We start from the raw sequence: 24,264 nt of genomic DNA, 5'->3' as shown, positions 1-24,264 counted from the left end.
ACAATATGACAAGCGCACTCCACGGTGCGATCCGGGGCTGTGCCGCTCGGTGCTGGGTCAATTCATTTGCGCGAGGGATCATGTCCGACATACTGCCTGAAGACAACGCCCCTATCGCCGAATCGGCGCGTTTCTGTGCCAGAGAGCTGGATGGGCTTGGCAACAGGTTCCTCAAATCGTTCCACGGTTGCGAACAGGACTTTTTGCGCCTCGGCAAAGCCTTGGACGGATTCAATACCGCCGCGGTGGCTGTTTCGCGTGAAGCTTCCGAGCTGGCCGAACTGACTGCGGGCGACGCGGTTGGCAACGCCTCCGCGAAGCTCGCCTCCAATCTTGATCGCCTTGGGCGGGAATGCGAAAACGCCATCGCGGGCCAGGACATATCCAATCTGGACGCCATCGCGGAAGTTGGTTCCAAACTCACCGCCAGCATCCGTGATTTCACCCGGCTGGTGAAGCACCTCTCCATGCTTGGCATAGCCACCCGCATAGAGAGCGCCCGTCTTGGAAGTCATGGGCTTGGTTTCAGCACGCTGGCGGACGATGTGGAGAAACTGGCCGGCAAGATCGCAAGCTCTTCAGAGGTCATCTCGAGGCGGGCCCAGGAGCTGACCAGCCAGTGCCAGGAAGCGGCGGTAAGCCTGGTTGATATGGACCAGGCCAGGAAATCCTGCTCTCTCTCCGCGTTGGATCTTCTTGAGGCCGATCTTGACGCACTGGACTCGCTCACCGAATCCTCCCGCAAGACAGCGGCCGAGATAGCGGATGAGGCCGAGGGAATGGTGCAGAGCGTGTCCGCTGCGGTACTCTCCATGCAGTTTCACGACATTATCCGCCAGCAGTTGGAGCATGTGGCGGAGGCGTCGGAAGAGGCCAAGGCCATGGCGGTGGATGGCCCCCAGACCCAGGGCGGACATGACGCCCGGGATTGGGCTGAACTTGCTGGCTGGATGAAAAGTGTCCTGGTTCTCCAACAATCGCAGTTGGGAAATGCCAAGGACCGTTTCGCAGAGGCCATGCTGTCGCTTGGAACAAGCCTTCGCGATATCGCCATCCGTGTGCAGAGCATGGCCACCCAGGCCGGCTCCGTGGCGAACCAGGAGACTGGCCAGGGAGGCGTTCTCGGCCAGATCGAGTCCGAGGTCCGCAGGATTTCGCAATCTTTGCGGGACTACGCGGGGCTGCAACACAAGATGTCCAGTGTCATGAATGATGTGGGGAACTCCATCCAGTATATGTCCTCCTCAGTCTCCGAGATCGAGGAGGTGGGGTCCGAGATAGAACTCATTGCGCTGAACGCGTCGGTCAAGGCCGCGCACACAGGCGAGGAGGGCAAAGCCCTGGGCGTATTGGCCTCGGCCATACAGAAACTCTCGGTGGATGCCAGAGGACAGACCGACACCATTATGGAGCTTTTGGCCTCGGTGGACTCCACGTCGCTTACTTTGAAAGACATCAATAAGGACGCCGGGAACGGGAATGTCTTTGAGGAAGCTGTGGCGGAACTGGACAACGAGGTGGCCAACCTCAAGTCGCTCGGAGAACGTTCGGCTTTTTCGGCGAATCGAGTTCAGACCCTGGCTTCACAGCTTTCCGATGAAATTGAAAACACGGTTCAGTCCCTCGAATTTCAGCAAAAACTGATAAGCTCGATGGGAGAAGCGGAGACGGTGCTGAGCAGGTTGGTTCTTGAACTCGATGCCGTTTTGCCGGCAGGCGCGGCGTTGTCCCAGTCTCCAAAATTGCGTGAAATGCTGGACCGCTACACCATGGATGCCGAGCGTCTGGTTCACGAGAACGCTTTAGGCATCACGTCGAGCGCCTCTGCCGAGCAAGATGACGGCGAGTTCGGCGGCAACGTGGAACTGTTCTGAACCGGGAGCCTCACGCTATGGGAATCCAGCAGATTAACACGCCCAAAAAGGGAAAGACGGTGTTGTCGCTTTCCGGGGAATACGCGATATCGGACGCGGGTGAGTTGAAACAGGACATGGTGAAGGCCTTGGACAAGGCCAAAAGCGTGCTCCACCTGGATGTCAGCGGGGTGGAGCGGGTTGATTTGCTCTTTTTCCAATTATTGTTCGCTTTGGCCTCGCAGGCCAGTTTGGATGGCAAGAGTGTGGTTCTGGATCTCCCTCTGCCCGAGCCGCTGCGTCTGACAGCGGAGGGGCTGGGCCTGGACCAGCACGATTTTGAACAAACGTTTACTTCCGGAGTTTCTTGATGAAAACGGTTATGACCGTGGACGATTCCGCCAGCGTACGCCAGATGGTGGCTTTCACCCTCAAAAACGCTGGTTATTCAGTCATCGAAGCGGTTGACGGCAAGGATGCCCTGGCCAAGCTCCAGGGCAAGGTGGAAATGGTCATTACCGACCTCAACATGCCCAATATGGATGGCATCTCGCTCATCAAGGCGGTTCGCGCTCAAGCCGCCTACAAGTTCATACCGATAGTCATGCTGACCACGGAATCCCAGGCCGGAAGAAAGCAGGAAGGAAAGGACGCCGGGGCCACCGGCTGGATTGTTAAACCGTTCAAACCCGAGCAGTTGCTGGCAGTGGTGCAGAAGGTTCTCAGATAGGCGGCAAACCTAGATCGGATACGAACAAGGCTGGGCATGGAAGATATCCACCGCAAAGCATTCCGGGATGAAGCGTACGACCTGCTGCATGAGCTCGAATCCGCACTGTTAGAGCTTGAAGACGCCCCAGGCGACGATGAACTCGTCAACCGCGTGTTCAGGGCCATGCACACGCTTAAAGGTTCCGGGGCGATGTTCGGTTTCGATGACATCGCCAATTTCACCCATGAGGTGGAGACCGTCTTCGACAAGGTCCGATCCGGAGAGCTTGAGGTTACCAAACCGCTGCTGGACCTTACGTTTCAAGCCAAGGACCACGTTAAGCTTCTTCTCGAAAACGACGGAGGAGATCTTTCCGCCTATGTTTCCCAGGCGTCCGACCTTTTAAACAGCTTCAGGGCGTTGGGGCCTGCCGCAGCGCCTGATTCAGCCGAACCCCAGGTGGTTGACGAGGCGGGGGACAGCCCACGGGAAGAGCGAGGCGCCGAGCTGGTCTACCGGGTCCGGGTCAAGCCCAAACCGGAGATCTACGCCACCGGCAACAACCCGGAATTTCTTTTGGAAGACTTGAAAAGCCTGGGCAAGGCCAAAATCTTCGCACATCTCGAAGAAGTCCCCCCTCTGCGTGAGCTGGATGCCCAGAACTGCCATTTGTGGTGGGACGTGCTCCTGACCACGGACGTTACGGAAAGCGCCATCCGCGACGTCTTCATCTTTGTTGAGGACGAGTGCGACTACACAGTGCAGGCTCTGGACGCTACCGAGGATGTCGAGCTGCGCAAGCTCGGCGAGATACTCGTCGACCGCGGAGACATCACACCGGAAGGGGTGTCCAAAGCCCTAAGCGGCCAGAAGCGGCTCGGAGCGATCCTCACCGAAGCGGGGCTTTTGCCCGAGAAGTCTGTGGAAGCGGCCCTGGCCGAGCAGGCCTTGGTGAAGGACAAGGCCGAGCAGAAAAAAGGCCCGGAAGGCGCTTCGAGCCTGAGAGTCTCCGCCGAAAAGCTCGACCTCCTGCAGGACCTGGTGGGCGAACTCGTTATCGTGCAGGCCCAGATCAAGCAGATCGCCCCCTCCCTGGGCAATGCCATGGTGTTGACCCTGGCCGAGCAGCTTGAGCGGCTAAGCGACGACATCCGTGATTCCACCTTGTCCATCCGCATGCTGCCCATCGGCTCCACGTTCAGCACCTACCGCCGTCTGGTTCGCGATCTTTCGGCGGAAATCGGCAAGGAGATCGACCTCGTTACCTCCGGCGAGGAGACCGAACTGGATAAGACCGTTCTTGACCGGCTTGGCGATGCGTTGATCCATCTTCTCAGAAACAGCATTGACCACGGCATAGAGACCCCCGCCGAACGCGAAGCCGCCGGCAAGCCCAGGCGCGGAACATTGAAGCTCACAGCCGAGCACTCCGGCGGAGACGTTGTCATCCAGGTAATTGATGACGGCAAAGGCATTGATCCTGACAGGGTGCGGCAAAAGGCAGTGGAGCGCGGGCTCATCCCGGAAAACGCGGAGCTTGGCCTCAGGGAAACACTCGAGCTCATATTCCTGCCGGGCTTTTCCACCGCCCAGACAGTATCGAGCGTGTCCGGGCGCGGTGTCGGCATGGACGTGGTGAAACGCGTGGTGAACACCATGCGCGGAAGCATCGACATCGAATCCGAGCTTGGCAACGGTTCGGTGGCCACCATCCGTCTGCCGCTGACCCTGGCCATCATCGACGGGCTTCAGGTACGCGTCGGCGACCAGGGCTACGTCATGCCCCTGGACGTTGTGGAGGAGTGCGTGGAACTAAACCGCGCGGACCTGGGCTCGGACGGGCGGGGGCGCATCATCAACCTTCGCGGCGAGGTGGTTCCTTTCATCTCGCTCAGGGAGTGGTTCGGATTTTCAGGCGAGAGCCCGACCATCGAACAGGTGGTGGTCCTGCGCGTGGAAGGCTACCGGCTGGGCATGGTGGTGGACAATGTGGTCGGCGAGCACCAGACGGTCATCAAGAGCCTGGGCCCGGTATTCCGCAAGCTCGAGGGCTTTTCCGGAGCAACCATCCAGGGAGACGGCACCATGTCGCTTATTCTGGATGTGAAACGCATTGTCCGTATGGCTCTGGGCGAGCACAGATAGAACGCAAATCGTTTCATGACCACGGAACACACCGCCTGCCGGCACCCTCAAGCTCTTCCTGAGCGAGACTTCAAACGCCTTGCGGATTTCATCTATTCCGAGTGCGGCATCAAGCTGCCCCTTGCCAAAAAAACCATGCTCGAGGCGCGTCTGCACAAGCGTCTGCGCGTTCTGGGCATGGATTCCTATTCCCGCTACTGTGAGTATCTTTTCACCCCCAAGGGAATGGAAGCGGAGTTGATCTCCCTTATCGATACGGTCACCACCAATACAACGGAATTCTTCAGGGAACCCAAGCATTTCGATATTCTCACAGGCAAGGTCCTCCCGGATTTTTTGAAAAGACGCGGAGTCTCCACCCCGCTTCGCCTCTGGAGCGCAGGCTGTTCGTCAGGAGAAGAACCCTATACCCTGGCCATGGTGCTCTCCGAATACGGTCAGCAGGTTGCGGGCTTCCGCTTCGGTATTCTGGCCACCGACATCTCCACCCAGGTGCTGGCGCGAGCAATGAAGGGGATTTACACCGACGACAAGCTCCGGAACACTCCCTACGAATACAAGAAACGCTACATGCTTCGTGGAAAAAACAACTGTTCCGGGCTCATACGTTTTTCAGCCGAGATACGGAACAAAATACAGTTTCAACGGCTGAACTTCATGGAGGAATTTTCTTTCGAAAAGCCCATGCATGTTGTTTTTTGCCGAAACGTCATCATCTATTTCGACAGAAAGACACAGGAAAACCTTTTGGGGCGTTTCTGCCAGTGCCTGGAGCCGGGAGGGCATTTGTTCATAGGACATTCGGAAAGCATAACGGGAATGGATCTGCCTCTTACTCCCGTCGCTCCCACAGTGTATCGCAGAACATGAGGTGGACACGTGAAGAACGGTAAGATCCGCGTGCTCGTCGTCGACGATTCCGCCCTTGTTCGCCAGGCCATGCAGGAGGTTCTCTCTTCCGACCCCGATATCGAGGTCATGGCTTTGGCCTCCGACCCCTTTCACGCCGCCGGCTACATTGCCCAGGAAGTCCCGGACGTCATCACGCTCGATATCGAGATGCCCCGCATGGACGGGCTTACTTTTCTCAAGAAGCTCATGGCCCAGCATCCCATCCCGGTGCTCATCTGCTCCACGTTGACCGAGTCCGGGTCCGAGACGACCCTGCGAGCCATGGAATATGGCGCGGTGGACATCATCACCAAGCCGAAGCTCGGCACCAAGCAGTTCCTGGACGAATCCCGCACCATCCTCTGCGACGCCGTGAAAGCCGCCGCCCGGGCCAAGATGCGCATAAGGCCCATAGTGCCCACGCTTACCGTGCAGCCCAAACTTTCCGCTGACGTTATGTTGCCCGGGCCCACGGGCAAGGCCATGTTCGGCACCACGGAAAAGGTCGTTCTGGTGGGGGCTTCCACCGGAGGCACCGAAGCGCTGAGCGTTTTCCTGCAAGCCCTGCCCAGCGACTGCCCCGGGATAGCCATCGTGCAGCACATGCCGGAGAACTTCACGGCCGCGTTCTCCAAGCGTCTGGACTCCATCTGCCAGGTCACGGTCAAGGAGGCCCGGGACAACGACACCGTTCTTCGCGGCCAGGCCCTTATCGCTCCGGGAAACAAGCACATGCTGCTCAAACGCTCCGGGGCGCGCTATTACGTGGAGGTCAAGGACGGCCCGCTGGTCAGGCGGCACAGGCCGAGCGTGGATGTCTTGTTCAGGTCCGGAGCCCGCTATGCCGGAAAAAACGCCGTGGGGGTCATCATGACCGGCATGGGGGACGACGGCGCGGAAGGCATGCGGGAGATGAAGGAGTCCGGGGCGTACACCATCGCCCAGGACGAGGCCAGCTGCGTGGTGTTCGGCATGCCCCAGGAAGCGATCAAGCTGGGCGGCGTGGACAGGGTGCTGCCCTTGGATGACATCGCCCGGGAAGTGCTGCGCGTCTGTGCGGGATAGGCTTATGGCCAAGGAACTTGAAGCAAAATTCGCCGTGGAATCGCTCGACCCGCTCCGGTCCATGCTCAAAAGCATGGGCGCTCTGGTCAAGGATTGCCGGTTCGAGCGAAACGTTGTTTTCGACACACCTGATCGCACCCTCCGGGCGCGCGGTGAGCTCTTGAGGCTGCGCCAGACGGACAAAGCCGTGCTGACTTGGAAACGGCCGTCTTCCGAGCCTGCCCCCGCTGGCGTGAAAGCCATGGACGAAGTGGAAACCACGGTGGGGGATTTCGAAACCATGCGCGAGGTGCTGCACGGTTTGGGCTACGAGGAAGCCCTCTGGTACGAGAAACTTCGCGAGCAATGGTCTCTGAGGCAGTCTTTGGTGTGCCTGGACGTGTTGCCATTTGGAGAATTTGTGGAAATCGAAGGCGAACCGTCCGCCATCGCCAAGGCCGCGGACTGCCTGGGCCTTGATATGGGGCAGGCCAAAGCCCTTACGTATCACGACCTGTACCGGGACTATCTGGCCCGCCTGGGCCTGCCCCCGCAGGACAGCTTCATCTTTTCGGAAAGGGATAAGGCGCGCCTGAGCAGGTTGTGCCCCATTCCCGGCAAGAAATAGTCTCTCGCCCCGCCCCCGCCGGCTACTCGCCCGCAGCGGCTGAGCAAGCCTGGCGCCACGCGCACCAGGCGCAGGATCTGGAAGAAAGCGGCGCAAACGCGGGCGTTTCAAGCATCATCCTGAGAATGAACCCGGCCAGAAGGGGCGTCTGCTCCTGAATGCGGGTCGAGATGGTTTCCTCGTCCACATCTGGTCCGAAAAGCGGCGTTTCCTCGCCGCCCTTGCCCAAGCAGACGAATACCGCGTTCGCGGCTTCCCTGCCGGAGTCCTTCCAGAAAGCGTGCATATAGAGGGGCATCTGGATGGAACCCAGTTTCTCGGCGATCTGGGGCAGGGCCAAGAGCCCAAGAGCCGTATCCCCGGACCCGACGATCTGCCAGATGTCCTCGTCATCCCAGAATTTTTTGGCGGTCTTTTTCGGGGTTCCCGTCTTGTAGTCCAGGATGAACAGCCCGCCTTCGCGCTGGTCCAGCCGGTCTACGGTGCCGGTCAGGTCATACTGTTCCCCGTCCAGCTGGAGCCTGGCCTTGATGCGCTTTTCCGTCTCCAGAGGGGTGCAGGCCGGAGTGTTGCGGGCGAAATCCGTAAGGCGCAGGAGGGCGGTGCGCTCAAGCATGAGCCGGGCATGGGCGGGCATCTGCCGGAAGAACGGTGCCTCATGGAGCTTTGCGGAAAAAATGGCCGCGAGCCTTTGCCCGTCCAGTCCGCCCTGGGCAATGGGCTTGCCCAGGAGCGGGGCGAAGAAGTCCTGGAGCGCTTCATGGGCCAGCTGCCCGAACGCCGGGGGATCACCTTCCTCGGCCACCTCCTGCAACGGCTCAAGAGGCGTGAGGTATTTGTAAAAGAAGGCCAGGGGACAATTGAGGAAGCTGTCCAGGAGGGTGGGGGAGACGCCCCGGTAGCGCAGGTGCGTCTCAAGCTTCAACCGGCAGGCCGGGGTGTTTTCCACCGCTCCCAAGGACGGACGCACGCCCCGCATGGGCAGGGTGATAAGGCGGCGCGGCCCTTCGCCTGGCTTTATGAGGCGTCCCTGGCGTTTTTCTTCCTCCCAGAGAAGCTGTTCCACATAGCGGCTTGGCATGCTCTTGCCGTCCAGGATTCCGGGCTGGATTCCTGAAGAGTAGAGGATGTCCACGTCTTTCGCCCCCTGGATCAGGCGGTAGAACGTGTGCGCCGAGGTGAGGTCCCGCTCGCGCTGGCCGGGCAGGCCCAGGGCCTGGCGCAAAGGATCGGGAAGGAGCGGGTCGGGCCGGGGGATACCGGGCAGGGCCTCCTCGGTCGCTCCCAGAATGAAGATCTTCTCAAAGGTGAGGAGCCTCGTTTCCAGCATGCCCAGCACCTGCAGGCCGGAAAGCGGGTCGGCCTCGAACGGCGCCCGCTGGCGCTTGAGAAGCTCCCTGGCCATGGCGCGCACGGCCTCGGGGGGGAAAGCCTCCTGGCTTATGGAACTATCGTGCAGTTCCGGGATGACCTGGTCGATGAGCCCGGCCAGGCAGGCGGCATCGATGATGAAGCGTTCCCAGCGCCCCCCGGAATGCTCGGGATCAAGAAGCAGCTCGGCAAGGCCGAGCAGGGCCTGGGCCATGCGCCGGGGAGTCGTGGTGTCCTCGAACGCGGTGAAGCACACCCGCACCACCCGCTGCCTGAGTTCTTCGGACTGCGGGTCGGCGTCCGCGGGGACCCAGGCTGCCGGGTCGACGTATTTCTCGCCCTGGCGGATAAAGGCCTCCCAGTCGTGGAAGAGCATGCGAAGCGGGGTCTCGTCGCCCAGGCGCAACAGCTTGAGCAGGGGATGGCGCAGCAGGGTGATCACTTCCCGCCAATGATAGCCGCCGGGCATGCGGCCGTCCTGGAGGCGCAGGATGGTTTCGATGAGCTGGAAAAGGGGCGAGCGCCACATGGGAAAGCCCATGGACACGTTCACATCACGGCGCGGAAGATGGTGCAGCACGGGCATGAGCATGCTGGTGTCCGGCAGAACCACGGCGTAGCCGGCGGTGTCGCCGCAGGCGTCCAGCTCCTTGCGCAGGGTCATGAGCTGGGAGTGAAGGTCAAAACCCTGGTGGAAAGTGATGGATGCCCGGCGGGCCGGTTCGGGCTCCTGGGCCGCAGAGAAAAGGCTGAACTGGTCGGTGCGGGTGCGCCAGGACGGCAGCGGAGAGAGCTTGTCGTCCGTGGCCAGCTGGGCCGTTGCTTTCCAGCTTTTGAGCCAGCGGACGTGCTCCTCGCAGGACCAATGCGGTTTCGCGCCGCGCCCGGCAATCGCGGGGTCGGTGTGCCAGAGGATTTCGGCGGCGCCCTTGCTCCAGAGAGGCTTCAAAAGTGCTTCCTCGCTCCCGGTGAGGGCGTGGAAGCCGCAAGCCAGGATCAGTTTTCCGTCCAGAATGGCAACGGCCTTGGCTGGGTCGTCAGCCACTATGGAGCGCAAGAGCCCCGGAGTGCATGCGCCTTGGGAGACAAGCGCCTCGCGGTAGGCCGCCTGAATGGTTTTCAGGCTGCCCAGAAGGGCTGCCGCAGTTGGCATCACCATGTCCTGGACATGGTCCAGGTTGGAAGCGGCCACCCCCTGCTGGAAGAGCTCCTCCAGAAGCGAGGAGAGCTTGAGCCCCCAGGGAAAGAAGTCCTTCACTTCCTCAGGCAAGGCGTTGTCCGGGCCGCGCAGGCCTGCGCGAAGGCCGGTGACCACCCTGTGCAGGACGCCCACCCGGTCCAGCTCGGAAAGAGGGCGAAGCGGGGTGGCCGTGATGCGCCCGGCCAGCTCGGCGAAGAGTTCGTCGATGGAGACGATGCGCGGCAGGATGCAGGGCTTGGCCAGCCGCTCGTCCGAGGAAAGCTTGTCCAGCAGGTAGCGCCTGGGCCGTCTGTGCGGAAACAGCACGATAAGACTTTCGAAGCGTGTCTGGAAACGTTCCAAAAGCTGCTCGGCCAGACCTGTCAGGAAGTCGCGGTCCCAGGGGATGACGGTTACCGGGTTCACGGATTGCCCCCCAAGGCGACCTGGCGCACGGTTTTCAAATCCACGTAGACAAGAAGCCCGCGCACCGGCCGCCCGGAAGATTGGGGCAGCTTCGCGGCCAACTCCAGGTACCTGAGCAGCTGTTCATGATGGGCCGGATCTTCCCGCCCGGTCTTGTAGTCGAGAACAAGGGTCTGCGCCGGGGTGAAGGCCATGAGGTCGGGCCGGTGTATCTGGCCGTCCGCATCCAAAAGCTCTACTTCCCTCAGCCCCAGGTGCTGGCACTGCGGGAAAAAATCCTGGGAGCAGAGCCAGTCAAGGCAGTCGACAAGCCCCTGCTCCATGGTGTCGTCCTCGGCACTGCTTAGGGCCATAGCCTGGCTTGCGGCTGTGCTCACATCCACTCCAGGATGCAGGAGTTCCAACGCCTTATGCAGAACAATGCCCCGCTTGCGTTCGGTCATGCGCAGTCGTTCCGAAGGATCGCCAAGCTCCTTTCGGGCGATTTTAAGCCCCGGCAGCCACTCCAGGGGAGCCGCCGCAGTGAGGGGAACCGGCACGGACCGGGGCTCCTGGCCCCTTACGGGCTGCAGCCGGGACGGCACCAGCTCCGCCTGGCTCGGCGGGCGCTGGCCGAAAGTGGTTTCCTGGTCCTCCAGGGAAATTCCGGCAGCCTGGAACAAAATCTCGGCGGCCTTGGCCAAGGGGTAGCGGTTCACCAGCTTGGCTTCCCCTGGCAGGTAGATGTGCAGCTCTTCCTCGGGCCTGGTCCAGGCCACATAGAGGAGGTTCACCTGCTCGAACAGGGATTTGGCCGCCTGCCGGTGGTATGGTTCGCCCAGTTCCTTGCAGAGGGGGGCGGTGAACTCGGTTCCGTTCATTCCAACGGTGGCCAGCCCGCCTGGTTGGCGGAAGGGAAAGAGATGGAAGGGCACTACCGCGACCGGAAACTCCAGGCCCTTGGCCTTGTGGATGGTCAGGACTCTGACGGCCTGGGCGTCCTCGGGCTGGGGAATTTTTTCCTCGCTCCCTTTGTCGCGCCAGAACTCCAGGAAGGACGACAGCGAGCCGTATCCTTGCGTTTCCGCGTTGTGAACCAGTTCCAGGAAGCGGCGCAGGAAAACCTCGTCGTCCGGGTAGGCTTCGAAAACGCCGCAGGAGGAGAACAGTTCCTGCACCAGGTCGTAGGGGCTGGCCGGTCCGGCGCCTTTCAGGAAAGGCTCGATGATGCGCTGCCAGGCCTCGGGGTAGTCGCGCTGGAATTTGCGGTACAGCGGCCCTTTTGACTGCGCGGCAAGCCAGTCCGAAAGTGCCTGTGGCGAGACGTTCTGGGAGCGGCAGAAGAGTTCCCGGCAGGAAAGAAAGCCCCACAGGGCCAGGTTGTCCGGCGGGTAGTCCAGAAACGCCAGGAAGGAAATCGCGCCCCGCACGATGGGATGCTCGGCCAGGCGCAGGCTGTTTTCCGTGACCACGGGAACGTCCAGATCGACCAGCCACTGCGCGGCTTTGGCCGCCTCTTTGTTGGTGCGGGTGAGAACGGCGATTTCGGAAGGGGCGCGACGTTTGAGCAGGTCGTGCTGGAAGAGGTCGGCCAGGGCTTGGCGCGCTGAAAGCTCGTAGTCTTCCGGTGATGAGCCGGGAAGTTTGGAGACGCAGACGAAGCCGTTCGCGCTTTCGCGCCCTGGCGGCACCTCCTGCACCACTTCCGAGAAAGCCTTGCCGAGGCTTTCTCCTAGCCAGCCCCGGATCGTTTCCGGGGCTTCCGGCATAAGCGCCGCCGCTGCCTGACTCGCGGCCTCCTTCCTGGCAAGGCAGGAGAAAAAGCGGTTGTTGAACGCGACTATCTCCGGGGCGCTTCGCCAGTTCTGGGCCAGGGTTTCGCGCAACGGATCGGGGCAGATGTGGGCCAGTTCAGGCTGCCTGGCCGCGGCTTCGAAGAGTCCGGACTCTCCGCCGCGCCAGCCGTAGACGGCCTGTTTCACGTCGCCCACGTAGAAGAGCGAGCCGCCCTTGGACAAACATTCCTGGGACAGCTGGGAAAGCACGTCCCACTGGCTCAAACTCGTGTCCTGGAATTCGTCGATGAGCAGGTGGTTCAAGCGTGAACCGAGGCGGCAGTATGCTTCCGGCACTCCACCGGATTCCGAAAGGAGCCCGGCCACGCTGCCGGGCAGCTGGGAGAGAAGGGCCACGGCCTTGTCCCGGCGGTAGGCCGCGAAGGCCTCCATGAGAAGCGCTCCGAACTCGATAAAGGGCTGCCAGGCCAAGGCCTTGGCCAGGACGCTGCCCCTGTTTTTGGCCTCAGAGTAGGCTTGGCGCAAATCGAGATACAGTGCGTCCAGCGCGGGACTGGCCAGCTGTTTCGAGTCCTTGACCAGGCAGTCGGCGATATCGTTCTTGTGGGCGTAGGCGGAGTCGGGCAGGGCCTTGAGGCTCGAAACATTCGTCAGCGCGCCAAGAAGCGTGGTGAAATTGGATACCGGCCGGGCTCCGGCGGCAGCCAGGGCCTGTTCCAATGCCTGGGCGGCCAGAACAAGGGAACTCTTCAGGACGTCCAACTCCCGGTGCAACTCGTCCGCATCGACCTGGGCTGGCGTCTCGTTTTCGAGCAGGTAGCCGAATACGTCCTTGAGCCGGTTCTCCACCCGCTCGGCCAGCCAGAAACCGCCAGCGCCCTCAAGGAGGGTCAGGGCGTCGGCCATCCTCGCTGTCAGGGCTTCGAGTTCCGGATCGGGTCCGGCCGTGCGAGCGGTTACTGCGTCGTACAGGGCCTCGAAAACCATGTCTTGATCCAGGCTTGTCTCGAAGTCCGGGGGCAGGCCCAGCTCCAGGGCGAAAAGCCTGGCAAGCTGGTTGAGCAGGCTGTCGATGGTGCGCACGTTCAGGGTCTGGAAATGCTTGAGGGTGCGTTCCAGCCAGGCGCGGGCCGTGTCCCTGGCCCCGGAGCCGGAAAAATCCGGATCGGGCAGCCCGAGCGCAAGGCTTTTCAGCGCCGTGAGCACGCGCTCCTTCATCTCGGAGGCGGCCTTGTTGGTGAAGGTTATGGCCAGGATGCTCTCCGGGCCGTAGCCTTGGCCCGGAACAGGGCCGCACGCAGGAGCGGGACTGCCGCTTTTCATCAGGAGATTCAGGAAGCGCCGGGTGAGGCGGTAGGTTTTGCCGGATCCGGCAGAGGCGTGCAGTTGTTCGATCATCGTGGATTTCGTGGTGGGCCTTGCTTGAAAGCAAGTGTAATCGCTTCGGTCCGGCAGGGCAATCGCCAGCTCTGGGCGCTTGAGAAATTGCACCTGCGAACCGCCGATACAAAGGCTTGCGGCCAGGAGGGATGAAAGTGCCGCGGCATAGGATTTGCTTTGTGAACCTCGAAGTGTTCGCAAGGAGGCGGATCATGCACACAAGCCATCACGCCCCGGACCAGGACAATCCGGAATTGACCAGCCGGGTGGCCCACAGCCTCGGACTCGGTGAAATGACCTTGAACGAGATCGATTACGATGACCTGTACTTCTCGGATTCCGTGATAAAGACCCTGCACCATCTGGCCATGACTCTTCTGCAAGGGGAGTCTCTTCAGGAAGATGGCTTGAGCTTGCGGGCCTACTGGGTCGAAGCCACCATGGAGCTGGTGCTGTGCGCCGATAGCGGAAAGGACTTGCATCTGGTGCGGGTTCCGGAAGCACACTGGACCTTTAAACAACGCACCTACCACTGATAAAAAAGGGGGGGCATTTGCCCCCCTGATTTCTCACGCGTCTCTTCTCCCCCAACTCACGGTTTTTTCGGCAACCCCAGGATGTTGCCCACGGCGTCCAGGGCGCCTTTGCCCACGTTGCCCGGGGCATTGATCACACCCTGGGGCGACTTCACAACGGTATCCAGAACGCCCTTGGCAACGCCTGTGGCCAGGGCGGCCGCGTCCACGGACACGTTCGGGGAAGAGAGGCTGCCCGTCAGGTGGACAGGGATGGTCGCCAGTTTGGCGAAACTGGCCTGTACCTTGTAGTCCAGGGTTTCGGCCGCGAGGTTTATCCAGCCCTGGCCGGTCACTTTGTGGGGAGGCACCACGGCCAGCAGGTCGTTGCCCGAGGCCACCCCGTTCGAGATGAGGAAGCTGCCGGTGATGGATTCGTAGTTGGTCCTGGCCTGGCCTTGGCCCTGGGCCATGAGTTTTTCCTTGGAGGAGAAAACGTCCGGGGAGAGGTCGAAGCCCAGGATGGCGCCGTTTCTCAAGGCGAAGGATGTCTTGCCGTTCAGCGAGGAAAGCACTTCCTTGGCCTCCTGCCCCGTTGCCGTTACCGAGGCGTTCACGGAAGCACGCCCCGAGAGCTTGGCCTTGCCCTGCATGTCGGTGAGCAAGGGCTCCAGTTGAATTCCGTCGGCGTTTACCGAGGCCGAGAGAGGAGCGTTGGCGCCGCCACGCAGGGAATGGCGCAGGCTGGCTTTCAGTGACCCCTGGTACAACGACAGCTGAAGGGGGCTGACCTCCAGCGTGTTGTCTTTGATGGCTAACTTTGCGCTGACGTTCTGCATGTGGAGTTTGGCCGCCTTGAGCTTGCCGATTTCCACGGTGCCGGTCACGTCCGCCGCCACATCCACGGGTTTGGCCGCATCCTTCTTGGCCGGGGCCTGCTTCTCGCCGCCTCCCGCGGGGATGTAGCGGTCCGCATCCAGGCTGTCCGCCTTGAAAACAAAATTGATCTTTGGTTTCTGGTGCTTATCCATATTCATGGCCAGCGACATGGAGGTGTTGTCCAGCTTGAAGGTTTCCGTGCGCAGGGAGAACGTGTCCCCTCTGCCTTCGAAGGTGTAAGCCAGCTGGAGCTTGGTCAGGGCCGAAGCGTCTGAGGACGCGGGCAAGGGCTGCCCGAGTCTGGCCAGTATCTGGCGGGGGTTGCATTCGGCCAGGGCGAACTTGCCCTTTACTGATGCGGTTCCCGTGATGTCCGTGGCGTGGAGTTCCGAGGTGATGTCCAGCCCCAGGGCCTTGATCGAGAAATCGGTGATGTCGGTGGTGCCCTTCGCCATGTCCGTATTGATCTTGAACTGGGCTTTGGCCGTGCCGGAATCCTGAATGGCCACGCCGAATTTCTCCAGCACCTGCTTGGGGTTGAATTCGTTTGTGGCCAGGGTGGCGTTGACCTGGGCCGCCTGGTGAACGTTCACGGCATGGACTTCGCCTGAGAGCGCGAACCCCATGACGTCGAGCATGAGCCCGGTGATGTCCGCAACGCCTTGTTTCAGATCTGTCTTGATGGTCATGCCCAGGCTGAACCCGGCCCCGGCCTCGGGCAGGATGCCGCCTTTGCCGGTGGCGGAAAGCTTGAGCCCTTCTCCTGAGAATACTTGGTTGTTCACGTCCACCTTGATGGTGCCCGTGTAACTGGCCTCAACGGACTTAACCGGGAGGGTCTTGCCGCTGGCGGTGGTCTTGAGGCTGGCGTTCTCGAAGGCGAAGCGCAGGGCTTCGGGTATGGCCATGGCCTGCCCGGAGAGCTCCACGCGCCCTGATGCCTCGGGTTCGGCCAGGGAGTAGTTGAAGCCCAGGGTCACCGGGAAGGCCTTGCCCCGGACCACCCGGCCGGTGTTCAGGTTGAATTCGGTTACCCGCGCCTTGTTTTTCGTCATGCGGTCGTCGAACGTGAAGCGGGAATTGGTTATACTGACGTCTTCGATCTGGTAGTCGATGGCGAAGCGTTCGTTCTTGTCGGTGACGATCACCACTTTTTCGCCCTCGAACGTCACCTCTTTCACCGGTGATTTGGGAAGGTTCAGGTTGCCTTTCTCATCCCGGACGATGCCTAGTTCCAGGCCGTCAAGACTCACTTTTCCGGCCTCGACCTTGCCGGAGAGGAGAGGGATCACCTTGACGGACACGCTGGCCTTGCCGAGCTTGGCCAGAACGTCCCCTCCGACGTCAGCGGGAGAGTTCACGGCCACTTGGCTGAGTTCCACTCCAAGCGAGGGAAAATAGGTGACCTTGATGGGGCCGAAAAAAGCCACGTCAAGACCCGTAGTGTCTTTCAGCGTCTTGGCTATTTGGTTCTTGAAGGCGTTGGGGTCCAGGCTTAAGCCAAGGACAACCAGGGCAGCCATGAGAACGCACACTCCTGCTGCGGAGAAAATCGCGATTTTTATAGGGGTTCTCATCCATTCGCTCCTTGGAAAGGTTCACGTTGTTCTATAGACCTCATACGTGCCCATGACAAACGAAAAGACATTCGCAGTGCCGCTAGAGGCCCAGGGAGAGCGCCTGGACCGTTTTCTGGCCCAGGCCGGCGCCATGAGCCTGCGCGCCGCCCGCCGCCTGGTGCGAAGGGGCGCCGCCATGGTGGACGGGTCCGCCAGGACGGAGGGCTACAAACTGCGGAGCGGCCAGATCGTGGCCATGGCCCATGGCGACCCTGAGCTCCTGTGCGCCGCGCCGCGCCTTATCCGCAAGAGCGAGTCTTTCGCGGCCTTTTTCAAACCTTCCGGCCTTCATTCGGTGAGCGTGTGCGGTTCGTTCGAACCGAGCCTGGAGGGATGTTTGCCGGAGCTCATGCCCGGAGAGCAGGTGACGCTGGTCAACCGCCTGGACCGGGACACTTCCGGGATCGTGCTCGGGGCCTTGACCCCCCAGGCGGCCGAGAACTTTCGGTTGTTGGAGAACGCCGGGCGCGTTGACAAACGCTATCTCTCACTTGTCCACGGTGCGCTGGACGCACCCTTGCGGCTGAAATGGGCATTGGACACGGCGGATCGAGCCCGGGTAAAGGTGCTTGACGCCGACAGCCAGGACAGCCTTCGCTGGACAGGCATCCGGCCGATAACGGCCGTTGGCGGGTTGACCCTGGTGGAGGCTTGTATCGCAAAGGGGGCCAGGCATCAGATACGGGCCCACCTCGCCCGGGCTGGGTATGCCATAGCGGGTGACGTTTTGTATGACGGCCCTGCGGCGCCAGGCCTGCGGTTGCACCATTGGTGCGTGAATTTCCCAGGATTTAGTGCTCAGGCGCTTCCCGACTGGGAGGAAGTTAAAGAGTTGATCGAGATATTTTCAAAGGAGAACGCATGCGGATCATCATAAGTATTCTGTTCGCGGCCTTTTTCTTGTGCGGCTGTTCGGTGGTCTCCGGCCCCAAGAAGGAGCCGTCCAACAAGCAGTTGCAGGTGCTCGAGTTCTTGGATGCCGGCCGGCCAAAGGCCGCCCTGGTCACTGCCGACCAGTTGGTGCAGCAGTCGCCCGATGATTACCAGAGCTACCTGACGCGAAACGCGGTGTACCTGGTTCTTCGCGACTATGCCCAGGCCCAGGCCGACAACGAGAAGGCCCTGGAGGTGTTCCAGGCGAATCCCGCGCGCTACCCGGAAAAGGAACGCAATTACAGGCTGGCCAAGATCCACGAGAGCTTCGCCCTGACCGCGCTTATCGCATCGCGCCGGGCCGGGGACTCGCAGGAGCGCAAACGCCTGGAAGGCCTTTTCAATGAGCACGCCGAAAAGGTGAAGGCATTGGACGAGGAGACCTGGAAGAACATGCGCGGCCTGGCGGGCGAGCAGGTGGGAGAATAGCCGCCGGTTGACACCAAATCGACGTTTCCCGCCTCTTTCCATTTGCGGGGAGATGGGCTACAAACCAATGTACTAGGAATTCCACGCAGATCGGATACAAACCGGCATGGACCAGCAGAACGTAAAACATCGACCCTTCACGCAGTCCGGGGAGACCGTGGCCAGGCAGGTGGTCCTGCCCATGGGCAAGTCTTTCGAGATAAGCGTGAAGAGCCTCAAGGTGCGCTTTTTCCGCTCGCTTATCACGGTCATGAGCCTGGTGCTGGCTGTGGCTTTCCTGGCCTTCACGCTCCTTGGGCATGACGTGGCCATGGGCCTCCTGGCCTCGGGCGATCCCGCCCTCCAGACGGAACTCATCAAGGCCGGGTTCGACCTGGCCCCCGGACGTTATCCGGGCAGCTTCGAGGTGGCGGCCAGCGCCAAGGACCGGTGGATAGTGATTCTGTCCCTTCTGGTGTGCGCAGTGGGCATCGTGAATGCGCAGCTCATGGCCGTAACGGAACGTTTCCGTGAAATCGGCACCATGAAGTGCCTGGGCGCCCTGGACAGCTTCGTGCTGCGGCTATTTCTGCTTGAAGCTGGAATGCAGGGCCTGGCCGGAGCGTTCGCCGGGGCGTTTCTCGGCGGGCTGGTGGGAATTCTCATGGGCGTCTTCAGGTTCGGCATGCCCGCACTCTATCACCTGCAAGCTGCGGAAGTAGCGTCCAGCATGGGCTGGGCCGTTTTGGTGGGTTTTACTCTGAGCCTGGTCGGAGTGTCCTATCCTGCTTTGGTGGCCTCCCGGATGCCTCCGGTGGTGGCCATGCGCGCAGAGGAATAAAGCATGGCTTCGAAGCACAATATCGTCCGAGTCGCCGGGGTCACCAAGTCCTTCGAACTGGGCAAGCTCACTGTCCAGGCCCTGAAGGGCGTTGACCTCTCCATCCATTCCGGGGAGTACCTGTCCATCATGGGGCCTTCCGGCTCCGGAAAATCGACGCTTTTCAACATGATCGGCGGCCTGGACAAGCCTACCACCGGCAAGGTCTTCATCGACGAGGTGGATATTGCCCAGCTCGACGCCTATGAGCTGGCCTGGCTTCGAAACAGAAAGATCGGCTATATTTTCCAGACCTTCAATCTCATTCAGGTGATGAGCGCCCTGGAGAACGTCACCCTGCCCATGACCTTCGCGGGCGTGCCCGAGGACGAGGCCATCGAAAGGGGCTTGAGCCTTCTCGGGCTGGTGGGCCTGCGCGAACGCCACGCCCACAGGCCCATGGAACTCTCCGGCGGCCAGCAGCAGCGAGTGGCCATAGCGCGCTCCCTGGCCAACAATCCGGCCATCGTCCTGGCGGACGAACCCACTGGCAACCTGGACCTCACCACAGGCGAGGAGATCATCACCCTGCTCAAGAACTTGAGCCAGGAGCGCAACGTCACCATCATCTCCGCCACCCACGACTACAAGATGCTGAACGTCTCCGACCGGGTGGTCTGGATTCGAGACGGGCGCATCGACAAGATCGAGGAGCGCGACCAGCTGAAGATCACTCTGGGCGGCATCGGGGCCAAGGAATACTAGATGAAGCGACTTGTCGCGTCTGTGTTCTTCCTGGCCTTGCTGGGAGTGTGCGCGTCAACCGGCCTGGCCAAGAAGGGCAAGGCCAGCCAGCCCGCGCCCGATCCGGCCAAAGTGGAGGCTTTCGGCAAGGACCCCATAGCCTCCCTTGCGTCCCTGGGAGACCGCTCCACGGGCTCCGCCGGGGCCGCCGAGGCAGCCGGGATCATTCAGGCCTGGTTCGAGAGCCTGGAACTTGGCACTGTGGGCCGCCAGTCGTTCCAGCTTCCGGTCAAGAAGTACGGCCAATGCGTGCTTGTGGCGGGGTCGAAAACAATCCCCATACGCCCGGCGGATGTGAACGTTCTCACCCCCGCTGCCGCCAATGACCTGGAAGGGACGCTCATCGACGCCGGGCCGGGTGAAGTTTCCGATTTTAATGGAAAAGACGTTGCCGGGGCCATCGTGCTCATGGACCTGGACTCCGGAAAGAACTGGATGAACGCCGCCCTGCTGGGGGCCCGGGCGGTGGTCTACGTAGACCGCAACAATAACGGCGGGGAGCCAGCCTCCAGGGCCGTTTTCCAGGAAAAGATCGAGCTTACCCCGGTGTTGTTCCCCAGGTTCTACGTGGATAAAAAGGTCGTGGACAACGACCTGGCCGGTCAACTGTCCCGTCCCGCGATTTTGCGCTCCGAGGCGGCCTGGGAACCCCATCTGGCCGACAACGTCTATCTGTACATTGAAGGCTCGGACCCCGCCCTGTCCAAGCAGATCCTGCTCATTGAGGCCTTTTACGACAGCCTGGCCTACATCCCCGGCCTGTCACCCGGAGCGGATGAAGCCTCATCCATGGCCGCGCTCGTGGAAACGGCCAAGAAATTCAAGGCGGAGCGTCCCAAGCGTTCCGTACTGCTGACCGCCACGGCCGGACATGCCCAGACCTTGGCCGGGTGGCGCGACTTTCTGTCCGCCTTCCGGGTCAAGGGAAAGGACCTGCGCACGGTCCGCAAGGACCTGGCGGATAAGCTCAAAGGGGCGTCCGGCGTACTGGAGGTTCTGAAGAAGCCCGACGCGGATCTTTCCGATCCCGTGCTTGCCCCCGCGCTGGAGGTGGCTCTCAAGGACGAGGTGGACGTGGTGTCCACGAAGCTCATGCAGCTTCGCCTGGAAGGGGGCAAGGTCCCGCAGGACGATCTGGCCGCGCTCACCGCACGCCGGGCCGTGTTGCGCTCCTTGAGCTGGCGGACCAGCTTCTCCGGTCTCACCGAACAGGAAAGCAGCCTGTTGCGCACGCTTTTTCCCGCTATCCGGGCGCGCTATCTGGACATTGAGGCCGACGCCAAACGACAGCTCGCCGCGGCCGACACCACCCGGGACCTGCGCCAGCTCACGGGCGATGCGGAGGTCATGGCCGCGCTGTCCCTGCATCTCTCCAGCCATGGAGACGGAGTGGGGGCCTTCAATGACGGGTGGCTCTATTCCCTCAAGCCTGAAATCAACCGTGTGCAGCCCTATTCAGGGCTTTCCGGCTTTTTGACAGAAGCGGCCCAAGGTCTTGGCTATCCCAAGGACGGCGTGCGTTTCGTCAATGGCTTGCGCGCCGACCGGACCCGCCCCTGGCGCAGCTATTTCGTGGACCACCCCCAGCTTGGGGGCGAGGTCTCGGCCATTTCTGGCTTTTTGGGTGTGACCCTGGCCACGGTCAACGACGGCAGGTTTCTGTGGGGCACCCCCGGGGACGTCCCGGCGCGCGTGGACCGGGAGGGACTTACCCGTCAGATAGGCCTGGTCACCGGGCTTGCCTCGTCTCTTGCGAACGGTGGCCTGCAAATGCCGGAAAATCTGCCCAGAAACGGGTTCGCCACGCTGGGTGGGAGGGCCAAGTTCATCCGCCAGGGGGAACTCTTCCCGGACAGGGCCGCGGCAGGCACCGTGGCGCTTGTTTTCCAGGGTGACAGCCGGTTCTTGACCATGGCGGGCTCGGACGGTTCCTTCAAGGTGTCCGGCTTGGCTGACAGCCGCCACGTTTTGGACAAGGCCGTTGTGGAGGGCTACCGCTTCTCGCCGCAGACAGGCGAAGCGGTATGGGCGGTGGACAAGAAGCAGACCGGCAAGGACGCGTACCGCGTCCGCCTGCGCCGTCTGGTGTCCGAAATCGACCTGGTCATGTTCTCCTGCAAGCAGAGCACGATATTCTCCACCTTCGACCCGCGAACCTTCAGGTATTTCACCAAGGTGGAGCTGTTGGACGGCAGGCGCGAGGCCGAACCCATGCGCTACTGGTTCTCGCGGCTGGACACCTTGAGCTCCACGCTGTTCAGCGTGTTCCTGGAACCCTCGGCCACCTACAAGCTCATCCTCTCCGACACCGTGCTGGCCAAGAAGATGATCCTGCTCGATTCGAGCCCGGAACGCCCGGACGGCACAGGATATCCCGTAGACAAATGGCCGCTCCTGCCCTGGACCGAACTGCACGCGGCCGAGGACATGTGGGACCTTCTGACTCCGCGCATAAAAAATCTTGAGGACCACGGAATATTCAACGAACGCATCAGGGAAATGCAGGACACCGGCCGGGGCATGCTGGCCAAGGCGGTCGAGCTGAGGGCCCAGAAGCGCTACGACGAGGCCCTGTCCCAGGCCCGTGGCTCCTGGGCCTTCGCGGCCCGGGTGTACAACGACGTGGAGAAGACCCAGAAGGACGTGCTGATTGGCGTTCTCTTCTACATCGCCCTGTTCATCCCCTTCGCCTACTGCATGGAGCGCCTGATCTTCGCCTTCACGGACATCCACAAACGCATCCTGGGCTTCTTGGGCATCCTGACCACGGTCATCGCCATCATCTACAACGTGCATCCGGCCTTCAAGCTCACCTACAGCCCCATGGTGGTGATACTAGCCTTCTTCATCATCGGCCTGGCCATGGTGGTCGCTTTCATCATCATCATGCGCTTCGAGCAGGAGATGGAGGAACTGCAGCGACGAGCCAAGCACGTGAAAGCCTCGGAAATAGGCAAGCTCAAGGCGTTCGCCGCGTCCTTCTCCATCGGCGTCACCAACTTGAGGCGGCGGAAAATCCGCACATCGCTTACCTGCGCCACCCTGGTGATTCTCACCTTCACCATCATGAGCTTCACCTCGGTGCGCAGCGCCAGGGTGGACCACGCCGTGCGCTTTTCGCCCACAAGCACCTACCAGGGTGTTATGCTCAAGAATCTCGGCTGGAAGACCATCCCCATCGAAGCCGAGAACGTGCTCTCGGACCATGCCGGGCAGGGCAAGGCCTCGCCCCGGGCCGTGATCGAAGCCAAGGATCGCGTGAATCCCTTCGTCACTCAGGTGAAGGGGCCTTCCAAGCACGAAACGGTACAGGGCGTGCTCGGGCTCTCTTACGCGGAAGCGGCCGTCACCCGCATGGACCGCATCCTCACTGCCGGACACTGGTTCAAGGACGGCGAGCGTTCCGCAGTGCTGCTGCCCGAGGCCCTGGCCCAGCGTATCGGAGCAACCGCAGGCTCCAAGGTGATGCTCTGGGGCGAACCGTACGAGGTTGCCGGGATTTTTTCTGGCAAGGCCTTGGATCAGCTCACCGACCTGGACGGAGAGCCGCTCACCCCGGTGATATTCCCAAGCGAGGCGGCGGTTGAAGTCACCGAGACCGACAAGGACGCGGTCGAATCCGGCGAGGACGTGGTCTCCTACCAGGGACGCTACCAGCATGTTCCCGGCGACCAGGTGATCATTCTGCCCTACGAGTCGGTCATGAGCCTGGGCGGGCAATTGAAAAGCCTGGCCGTGACCGCGGACGGCGCCCAGGACCTGGCCGACAAGCTGGCGGACCGATTCGGCCTTACCATCTATGCCGGGCTGCCGGGCGGCACCTTCGTGCTCCAGTCCTCAGACACCATCAACTACGCCGGCGTGCCCAATATCGTGGTCCCTTTGGCCATCGCCATGCTCATCGTGCTCTCCACCATGATAGGCGCCGTGTACGAGCGCAAACGGGAGATCGCCGTGTACACCGCCGTGGGCCTGGCCCCCACCCACGTGTCCTTTTTGTTCATAGCCGAGGCACTGGCTTTTGCCGTTATTTCGGCGGTCATGGGCTACCTGTTGGCCCAGACCACGGCCGGGCTTCTTTCCGGAACGGCGGTGTGGAAGGGCATGACCGCCAACTACAGCTCCCTGGCCGGGGTGGCGGCCATGGGCCTCGTCATCATGGTGGTGCTGGTGTCCGTTATTTATCCCTCCCGGGTGGCGGCCAACATAGCCATACCGGATGTGAACCGCTCCTGGACGCTGCCAGAGCCGCAAGGCAATACCATCAAGGCCACCTTGCCGTTTTTGATGCACATCCGCGAACAGGACTGCGCGGGCGGGTTCCTGCTTGAGTACTACAAAGCGCACTACGATGTGTCTCACGGGTTGTTTTCCACGGCCGAAATCCGCCAGGATTTCGTCTGCCCCTGGAAGGACCCAGGGGCGGGGCCGCACCCCGGCGAGCTTCACGGGGAGTTCTGCGCCCTGGATTCCTGCCTGCGCATCATGGCCAAGGTGTGGCTGGCGCCGTTTGATTTCGGCATCAACCAGCAGGTGACCATCACCTTCTCCCCGGCCATGTGGCACCCGGGATACCTGGAGATTGAAGTGGAGCTCACGCGCGAGGCGGGCGAGGCGCGCATGTGGAAGCGCTTGAACAAAGGGTTCCTGGATGATCTGCGCAAGCAGATGCTGGTGTGGCGCTCGCTGGACGAGGAGCGGCGCACCTCCTATGAAGCCAGCGTGGACACGAGCATGAAAAACCCCGAAGCTCCGGGCAGGGTGGCCTGATGGCTGGTGTACACACCCTTTCCGGTCGTAGCCCAACCCAGCCCATCTTTCATGGGATGGGTGAGGTTTTAGGCTGCCTGCGGGCGGGTATACGAGAAGGCGCGAGATAAG

At 61.5% G+C, this 24,264-nt stretch carries 16 protein-coding genes; 13 read left to right on the top strand and 3 right to left on the bottom strand.

The annotated features are described in order from the left end of the window. Positions 1 to 80 precede the first annotated feature (80 nt). Genes HY795_18350 through HY795_18320 form a run of 7 tightly spaced genes read left to right on the top strand, consistent with a single transcriptional unit; the run spans position 81 to position 7,273 of the window. On the top strand, positions 81 to 1,874 hold the full coding sequence (locus HY795_18350; protein ID MBI4807182.1) for a hypothetical protein: 1,794 nt from the start codon (positions 81 to 83) through the stop codon (positions 1,872 to 1,874). 17 nt (positions 1,875 to 1,891) lie between these two features. Next, positions 1,892 to 2,224 (top strand): STAS domain-containing protein, encoded by a 333-nt coding sequence (locus HY795_18345; GenBank protein MBI4807181.1) that lies wholly within the window; start codon positions 1,892 to 1,894, stop codon positions 2,222 to 2,224. Further along, a complete protein-coding gene (locus HY795_18340) occupies positions 2,221 to 2,583 on the top strand; it encodes a response regulator (GenBank protein ID MBI4807180.1) in 363 nt (120 codons plus the stop codon). Before HY795_18345 ends, HY795_18340 begins: the two co-directional genes overlap by 4 nt. Before the next feature lie 36 nt (positions 2,584 to 2,619). Continuing rightward, positions 2,620 to 4,710 (top strand): chemotaxis protein CheA, encoded by a 2,091-nt coding sequence (locus tag HY795_18335; protein ID MBI4807179.1) that lies wholly within the window; start codon positions 2,620 to 2,622, stop codon positions 4,708 to 4,710. 15 nt (positions 4,711 to 4,725) lie between these two features. After that, positions 4,726 to 5,580 carry a protein-glutamate O-methyltransferase gene (locus HY795_18330; GenBank protein MBI4807178.1) on the top strand — a complete coding sequence of 285 codons (855 nt, stop codon included), beginning with the start codon at positions 4,726 to 4,728 and terminating at the stop codon, positions 5,578 to 5,580. Between the two features lie 9 nt (positions 5,581 to 5,589). Next, positions 5,590 to 6,666, top strand: a complete 1,077-nt coding sequence (locus tag HY795_18325) for a chemotaxis response regulator protein-glutamate methylesterase (protein MBI4807177.1) — start codon at positions 5,590 to 5,592, stop codon at positions 6,664 to 6,666. A gap of 4 nt (positions 6,667 to 6,670) precedes the next feature. Further along, the gene (locus tag HY795_18320; GenBank protein ID MBI4807176.1) at positions 6,671 to 7,273 is read left to right on the top strand and encodes a class IV adenylate cyclase; all 603 of its coding nucleotides are present in this window, start codon (positions 6,671 to 6,673) and stop codon (positions 7,271 to 7,273) included. Between the two features lie 22 nt (positions 7,274 to 7,295). On the opposite strand, the gene HY795_18315 is transcribed toward HY795_18320, so the two are convergent. Then, positions 7,296 to 10,250 carry a PD-(D/E)XK nuclease family protein gene (locus HY795_18315; GenBank protein ID MBI4807175.1) on the bottom strand — a complete coding sequence of 985 codons (2,955 nt, stop codon included), beginning with the start codon at positions 10,248 to 10,250 and terminating at the stop codon, positions 7,296 to 7,298. After that, positions 10,247 to 13,423: a UvrD-helicase domain-containing protein gene (locus HY795_18310; protein MBI4807174.1), complete on the bottom strand. Its 3,177-nt coding sequence runs from the start codon at positions 13,421 to 13,423 to the stop codon at positions 10,247 to 10,249. The genes HY795_18315 and HY795_18310 overlap by 4 nt, the downstream gene beginning before the upstream one ends. Positions 13,424 to 13,617: 194 nt before the next feature. On the opposite strand from HY795_18310, the gene HY795_18305 reads away from it, so the two are divergent. Beyond that, on the top strand, positions 13,618 to 13,941 hold the full coding sequence (locus HY795_18305; protein MBI4807173.1) for a hypothetical protein: 324 nt from the start codon (positions 13,618 to 13,620) through the stop codon (positions 13,939 to 13,941). Between the two features lie 56 nt (positions 13,942 to 13,997). On the opposite strand, the gene HY795_18300 is transcribed toward HY795_18305, so the two are convergent. Further along, a complete protein-coding gene (locus HY795_18300; GenBank protein MBI4807172.1) occupies positions 13,998 to 16,376 on the bottom strand; it encodes an AsmA family protein in 2,379 nt (792 codons plus the stop codon). 52 nt (positions 16,377 to 16,428) lie between these two features. On the opposite strand from HY795_18300, the gene HY795_18295 reads away from it, so the two are divergent. The 5 genes from HY795_18295 to HY795_18275 all read left to right on the top strand — a co-directional run bounded on the left by HY795_18295 (position 16,429) and on the right by HY795_18275 (position 24,153). After that, positions 16,429 to 17,295: an RNA pseudouridine synthase gene (locus tag HY795_18295; GenBank protein ID MBI4807171.1), complete on the top strand. Its 867-nt coding sequence runs from the start codon at positions 16,429 to 16,431 to the stop codon at positions 17,293 to 17,295. Then, positions 17,280 to 17,780, top strand: a complete 501-nt coding sequence (locus HY795_18290) for a hypothetical protein (GenBank protein MBI4807170.1) — start codon at positions 17,280 to 17,282, stop codon at positions 17,778 to 17,780. The genes HY795_18295 and HY795_18290 overlap by 16 nt, the downstream gene beginning before the upstream one ends. A gap of 106 nt (positions 17,781 to 17,886) precedes the next feature. Continuing rightward, the gene (locus HY795_18285) at positions 17,887 to 18,600 is read left to right on the top strand and encodes an ABC transporter permease (protein ID MBI4807169.1); all 714 of its coding nucleotides are present in this window, start codon (positions 17,887 to 17,889) and stop codon (positions 18,598 to 18,600) included. A gap of 3 nt (positions 18,601 to 18,603) precedes the next feature. Further along, positions 18,604 to 19,344, top strand: coding sequence for an ABC transporter ATP-binding protein (locus HY795_18280; GenBank protein MBI4807168.1), 741 nt, complete (start codon positions 18,604 to 18,606; stop codon positions 19,342 to 19,344). Further along, positions 19,345 to 24,153: a M28 family peptidase gene (locus HY795_18275; protein MBI4807167.1), complete on the top strand. Its 4,809-nt coding sequence runs from the start codon at positions 19,345 to 19,347 to the stop codon at positions 24,151 to 24,153. Positions 24,154 to 24,264 lie beyond the last annotated feature (111 nt).

Source organism: Desulfovibrio sp. (assembly GCA_016208105.1).
GTDB lineage: Bacteria > Desulfobacterota > Desulfovibrionia > Desulfovibrionales > Desulfovibrionaceae > Fundidesulfovibrio.
The sequence above is the reverse complement of the archived record's forward strand: the minus strand, read 5'-3'. Positions and strand labels throughout refer to the sequence as shown.

What these genes read in the sequence shown, in the direction of transcription:
- HY795_18275 (MBI4807167.1), top strand. Translation starts at nt 19,345, where the DNA reads ATGAAGCGACTTGTCGCGTCTGTGTTCTTCCTGGCCTTGCTGGGAGTG.
- HY795_18280 (MBI4807168.1), top strand. Translation starts at nt 18,604, where the DNA reads ATGGCTTCGAAGCACAATATCGTCCGAGTCGCCGGGGTCACCAAGTCC.
- HY795_18305 (MBI4807173.1), top strand. Translation starts at nt 13,618, where the DNA reads ATGCACACAAGCCATCACGCCCCGGACCAGGACAATCCGGAATTGACC.
- HY795_18350 (MBI4807182.1), top strand. Translation starts at nt 81, where the DNA reads ATGTCCGACATACTGCCTGAAGACAACGCCCCTATCGCCGAATCGGCG.
- HY795_18345 (MBI4807181.1), top strand. Translation starts at nt 1,892, where the DNA reads ATGGGAATCCAGCAGATTAACACGCCCAAAAAGGGAAAGACGGTGTTG.
- HY795_18320 (MBI4807176.1), top strand. Translation starts at nt 6,671, where the DNA reads ATGGCCAAGGAACTTGAAGCAAAATTCGCCGTGGAATCGCTCGACCCG.
- HY795_18300 (MBI4807172.1), bottom strand. Translation starts at nt 16,376, where the DNA reads ATGAGAACCCCTATAAAAATCGCGATTTTCTCCGCAGCAGGAGTGTGC.
- HY795_18335 (MBI4807179.1), top strand. Translation starts at nt 2,620, where the DNA reads ATGGAAGATATCCACCGCAAAGCATTCCGGGATGAAGCGTACGACCTG.
- HY795_18330 (MBI4807178.1), top strand. Translation starts at nt 4,726, where the DNA reads ATGACCACGGAACACACCGCCTGCCGGCACCCTCAAGCTCTTCCTGAG.
- HY795_18285 (MBI4807169.1), top strand. Translation starts at nt 17,887, where the DNA reads ATGGACCAGCAGAACGTAAAACATCGACCCTTCACGCAGTCCGGGGAG.
- HY795_18310 (MBI4807174.1), bottom strand. Translation starts at nt 13,423, where the DNA reads ATGATCGAACAACTGCACGCCTCTGCCGGATCCGGCAAAACCTACCGC.
- HY795_18290 (MBI4807170.1), top strand. Translation starts at nt 17,280, where the DNA reads ATGCGGATCATCATAAGTATTCTGTTCGCGGCCTTTTTCTTGTGCGGC.
- HY795_18295 (MBI4807171.1), top strand. Translation starts at nt 16,429, where the DNA reads ATGACAAACGAAAAGACATTCGCAGTGCCGCTAGAGGCCCAGGGAGAG.